The organism is Daejeonella sp., assembly GCF_037719425.1.
GTDB lineage: Bacteria > Bacteroidota > Bacteroidia > Sphingobacteriales > Sphingobacteriaceae > Daejeonella.
Window position 1 is genome coordinate 11,625 of record NZ_JBBJNI010000080.1, and the last position, 4,917, is coordinate 16,541.

Consider the following 4,917-nt stretch of genomic DNA (forward strand, 5'->3'; position numbering starts at 1 on the left):
AACAGGATGCTCCTAACGGAGCAGGTACGCAATCTCCTGATTGCTGGTGTACAATGTAGTTTATTTTCCATACCTGGAAAAGAGATTTAGGTAACGGTAATATCAGATTATTCGCTGCTTCTTACTTACACTACAACGGCTCCAGCGGAGCTCCCTGTTTGTAGTTTTAACGATAAATGTAATGCGGGGCTCCGTAGGTGCCTCCTGACTTCGAGGTCAGGCTAGGCTCTCAACCCTCAACTGAAAAAATCAACTCACTAAAAGTTCCCCGTCAAAAACAAACAGCTCCTCCTTCGGTGTCCTGACTTTTTTCAGGGGTGCCAGCCAATCCTTTTCCGCATCCCGGTATCCGATTGGAAGAATGGAAACGCTTTTCAGGCCGCGCTCTTTTAAGCCCAGCAGTTCATCAAGTGCTTCGGTGTTGAAGCCTTCCATTGGGGTGCTGTCTACTTCCACAGAGGCTGCCGCAACGAGTGCTGTACCGAGCGCGATATAGGCCTGACGTGCGGCCCATTTAAAATTGTCTTCGGCAGATTGAGCGACGAAGTTATCACCGTAACCCCGCATTATTCCGAGGGAAGATTCTTCAACGCCGCGCGACACTGCTATGTTGCTAATGAATGCATCTACGCGCTCCTGGGTAATCTTATCCCAGGCGGCGAAAATGATTAGGTGCGAAGCCTGCGTGATCTGTCCCTGATTGAAAGCTATCGGCTGGATCTTCTCTAAAAGATCCCTGTCGCTTATCACTAAAACGTTATAGGGCTGAAGCCCTATCGAAGAAGCTGAGAGGCGGATGCTTTCTAAAATGATGTCTATTTTTTCCTGAGGAACAAGCGTTCCGTTCATACTTTTGGTGGCGTAGCGCCAGTTCAATGCTGATATAATATCCGTGGTTCAATTATTACTATTAGTTACTTTTAATAACTCAAAACTATTTAGTAATTTTGGCCTAAACAATAAGGAACAGCGATAATACTCAGTTGTATGAAAGTAACTAATGACGATTTAGCCTCTAAAAGCGCTAGTGAAGAAATAAAAGATTATTTTTCTGACGTAAGAAAGACAAACGATTGCCCCATTACTGATGTGCTTGCTCGCATCAGCGATAAATGGACCATGCACACCCTCATCACTCTCGGAAAATCTGATAAACTCCGCTTTACAGAGCTGAAAAATCAGGTGGAGGGCATCTCACAACGGATGCTTACGGTCACGCTTCGCACTCTGGAAGAAGACGGCTTTATCACCCGCACCCAGTTCCCGCAGATCCCGCCAAGGGTTGAATATGAATTAACGCCGCTGGGCAAAAGCCTGGTCGTTGAGCTGATCGGCTTATCGAAATGGGCGAATGATAATATGGGGAAGGTTTTTGAGGCAAGGGGACGTTATCAATTAAAAAATAATTAAATCAACGGAAAACTGAAAGCTGAAAACTGAACTGGACGTATCAAACTGGTCGAATATTTAATAAAAACTAGCTGATTCTATTATTAAATCTTAAATTCCACTTTCAGTTTTCAACTTTCAGCTCCAAAATAATGTTCCAAAAAAACCTCCTCCTCCTCCTCCTAATCCCAGCTCTCCTAAAGGCTCAACAAAAACCCATTACCGGCACAATCAAATCTCTGCCGCCTTTTACGGTGATCGACGGGGTTAAGGAATTCAAAGTATTAGCTGATGACGCGGTAATGCTGACAGCTGGCGAAAAAACCGATCTGCACAATCCTGCCAGCGGCACAGCCTTTTTTGGCAACGCTGCGAAGTTTCTCTTCACACCTGCAAAGGAATTTGATTTCTCTGCAAAGGTAAAACCTGATTTTGATGGCCGCTATGACGGAGGAGCAGTTCTTGTTTACAGCGACCGGGATAACTGGGCGAAGATCCTGTTTCAATATACTGGCGATAAACTGATTCTTGGAAACTCGGTAGTGAAGAATAAGATCACTGACGACAGCTATTTCAACATCCCTCAAAATAAGGAGATCTATCTGCGGGTTCGTAAGGTTGGACGGGTATTTACGTTTCTCACCTCACAGGATGGAAAAAAGTGGGATGTAGTACGTGATTTTGTCTATCACAAAACGGAGAATATGAAGATCGGGTTCTACTCACAGTCGCCGATCGGGCCGGATTGCAAGGTGGAGTATTCGGGGATTGTGTATTCCGGAAAGGATTAAGTTGTACGTGATACGTTGTACGTTGTACGTTTTCTAGACGCCGTAAGAGTTATAACTTGTACGTATTACGTTGTAAGTTTTCTAAACGCTGTAAGAAAGTGGTAGTATGCTTGCCGCCCAGACGTAGAACGTAAAACGTACAACGTATAACTAATATAAAAGGTACTTCGCTCTCGTCACCTTGTACGAGGACAGTGCCGGTTCCCAGCTTTTCCTGATCGCGTCTTCGGATTTACCATCAATGATTTGCTGTCTTAGTTTCGTTGTACCTGCCAGGCGATCGAAGTTTGCGTTTCTAAAAAACGCGCCTTTATCAGGATATGCGGCGTAAAACTCTTTTAGCCAGGTAAGGTTTATGCGGCCGGTTTTGGTGAAGGTGCTGGTGTCATATTTTCTGAGATCGAGACCATAGCAGTCTTTATCCATATGCGGTGGTTTTTCGCTCATGCCGGGAATAGACGCAGGCTTGAACGAAAATTTATATTTCCCTTTAAGCTGCGGATTTCCTAGTACGGTAAAGGGGTAAAGAGTTCCGCGTCCCTGACTTATAACAGTTCCTTCAAAAAGACAAAGCGATGGGTATAGTAAGATGGACTGCTGGGTGTTCAGGTTTGGAGATGGTGCAATTGGCAGTGTGTAGGGTTTGCCATGGGCATAGTTTTCCATTTTGATAACTGTGAGCTTGCTCTTCACCTTGCCGGGAAGCCATCCTTCGCCATTGATCATTCCCGCGTATTCCCCAAAGGTTAGACCGTGCAGAATGGGTATAGCGTGCTTGCCTACAAAAGACTCCTGATCTGCTTCCCTTACCGGGCCGTCAACATAGCCATCGTTTGGATTTGGGCGATCCAGAACGATCAGGTCGACGTTATTCTCAGCGCAGGCTTCCATGATATAATGCAGGGTTGAGAGATAGGTATAGAATCGCACGCCAACGTCCTGCATGTCAAAGATCATGACATCGATGCCCTGCATATCTGCTTTTGTTGGTTTGTATTTAGAGCCGTACAGAGAGATGAGCGGAACACCTGTTTTCTCATCAGTCTCGTCACCTATCTTTGCTCCGGCACTCGCCTTTCCGCGGAAACCGTGCTCAGGCCCGAAACCTTTGACAATATTCACCCCAAGCTTCAGTAGAGTGTCCATACTAAGCTTACCATCGATCACCGATGTGTTGTTAATTGCAAGCGCTACTTTCTTTCCCTTAAGCAGGGGCAGATATTTATTGATCTGCTGCGCGCCGGTAATAATTGTGCCATCGGCCGAAGTATTGACTGCAACAGATGTTGAATCAGATTTGGTTTGCTCTGGTGTTCCGCTTCCGCATCCCAGGATAGAAATGATTAATAAGGTTATAAATGCGAGGTTCTTCATTTGTTAGTTGTTGGTTGTTTGAGTAATATAGCTGAAAGTTGAAAACTGAAAACTGAAGGATGACGCCTTTTTGACTAGATCCAGTTTACGTTTTTCACCACGAAGTTTTCCTCTCCCGTAGGCAGGGATGACGTGCGTGCTGCACGCTATATTCCACTTTCAGTTTTCAGCTTTCAGTTTTCCGTTACTTAATCCTCCCATTCTCATCCCCCAGCGCAGAGTTCCGTGCCCTTGGCCCTTTGACGCTTGTGTCGGCGAATTTATATGTAAAATTAAGCCTTACCTGCCGGGTTTCATAATAGCTGTAATTGCGCATGTAGAAGCCGGCATAGCTTTGTACTGAACTACCTCTACTGCCCTGATAAATATCATTGACAACGAGCCTTAGCATCCCTTTCGTATTAAAGACACTCTTTTGTATTCCCAGATCTACCTGACTGACTGACCGGCTGATATTGTTCGCGCCGGTAAGCCGTCTTGAGGTAAAGGAGCCGGAAACCTCAGCTGTAAATTTATATGGCAGCTTGAATGTTTGCTGCAGGTTCATGCGGGCTGCTGCCTGCTTCAGGTCAAAATCACGGTACTGATCGAATGCTATCTTATTACGGATTTGATACAGAGTTCCATTAAATGTGATGTCCCACCATTTCGCAGGGGAGACATTCTGAGTAAGGGACAGGGAAAGGTTATTCTGTATTCCCAGGTTACGATATACCAGCATTACCTTGTTCTGATCAAGAGTATCCGTGATCTGGGTACTGAACTGGTCTGTATGGGCAAGCGTTATCCCTACGATCGTAGAACTTTTGTAAGCATAGATAAATGAGCCCCGATGAGATAGCTGCGGCCGCAGAAAAGGGTTCCCCTGCCAAAAGTTAAGCTCGTCCAGCATATACACAAACGGATTCAGGTCCTGATAGGCTGGCCGGTCAATGCGCCTCGAATATCCCAGAGAAAAATTGTGGCTGGCTGAGGCTTTGTATGACGCACTTGCAGACGGGAAGAGGTTCAGGTAGTTCCTGCGGATATTTTGTTCCTGATCTGATCCGGCAGCCTTAAAGAGCAGGTCGCCGGTTGACGAGGAATTCTCCAGACGCAGCCCTCCCTGCAAACTCAACTTTTTATAATTCCTTTTCAAATTCACATAGCCGCTTGTGATCTGTTCATCGTAGGCAAAGGCATTCGAGCGCCGGTCGTCGAGACTGTCCTTAGCGCTTAGTACATGTAAAAACTTCGAGTCATTTTCAGCACGGATGTCTGAGAATTTCATTCCTGTCTCCAGTTTACCCTTGCCCAGATTAGTGGTATAGTCAAACTTGACAGCTTTCAGGTTAATATCTATTGCGTTCAGTGTGCGGTTGAA

5 protein-coding genes are annotated in these 4,917 nt (G+C 45.6%); 2 read left to right on the forward strand and 3 right to left on the reverse strand.

Features of this window, described 5'->3' with window-relative positions:
• Window positions 1-249: 249 nt before the first annotated feature.
• Complete coding sequence (locus tag WKF69_RS11585) at window positions 250-876, reverse strand: NAD(P)H-dependent oxidoreductase (RefSeq protein ID WP_340382072.1); 627 nt, start codon at window positions 874-876, stop codon at window positions 250-252.
• 111 nt (window positions 877-987) lie between these two features.
• On the opposite strand from WKF69_RS11585, the gene WKF69_RS11590 reads away from it, so the two are divergent.
• Together WKF69_RS11590 and WKF69_RS11595 are read left to right on the forward strand one after the other, a co-directional pair.
• On the forward strand, window positions 988-1,410 hold the full coding sequence (locus WKF69_RS11590; protein WP_340382074.1) for a helix-turn-helix domain-containing protein: 423 nt from the start codon (window positions 988-990) through the stop codon (window positions 1,408-1,410).
• A gap of 131 nt (window positions 1,411-1,541) precedes the next feature.
• Window positions 1,542-2,180 carry a DUF1349 domain-containing protein gene (locus WKF69_RS11595; RefSeq protein WP_340382076.1) on the forward strand — a complete coding sequence of 213 codons (639 nt, stop codon included), beginning with the start codon at window positions 1,542-1,544 and terminating at the stop codon, window positions 2,178-2,180.
• Window positions 2,181-2,330: 150 nt separating this feature from the next.
• Here WKF69_RS11595 and WKF69_RS11600 read toward each other — a convergent pair whose 3' ends face one another.
• Both WKF69_RS11600 and WKF69_RS11605 read right to left on the reverse strand, forming a co-directional pair.
• The gene (locus tag WKF69_RS11600; protein WP_340382078.1) at window positions 2,331-3,554 is read right to left on the reverse strand and encodes a DUF1343 domain-containing protein; all 1,224 of its coding nucleotides are present in this window, start codon (window positions 3,552-3,554) and stop codon (window positions 2,331-2,333) included.
• A gap of 184 nt (window positions 3,555-3,738) precedes the next feature.
• Window positions 3,739-4,917: outer membrane beta-barrel family protein (locus WKF69_RS11605; protein ID WP_340382080.1), on the reverse strand; the 1,179-nt coding region annotated here is incomplete at its 5' end.

Bases quoted from the DNA above. Each gene is read 5' to 3' on its own strand.
- WKF69_RS11590 (WP_340382074.1), top strand. From the start codon at position 988: ATGAAAGTAACTAATGACGATTTAGCCTCTAAAAGCGCTAGTGAAGAA.
- WKF69_RS11595 (WP_340382076.1), top strand. From the start codon at position 1,542: ATGTTCCAAAAAAACCTCCTCCTCCTCCTCCTAATCCCAGCTCTCCTA.
- WKF69_RS11600 (WP_340382078.1), bottom strand. From the start codon at position 3,554: ATGAAGAACCTCGCATTTATAACCTTATTAATCATTTCTATCCTGGGA.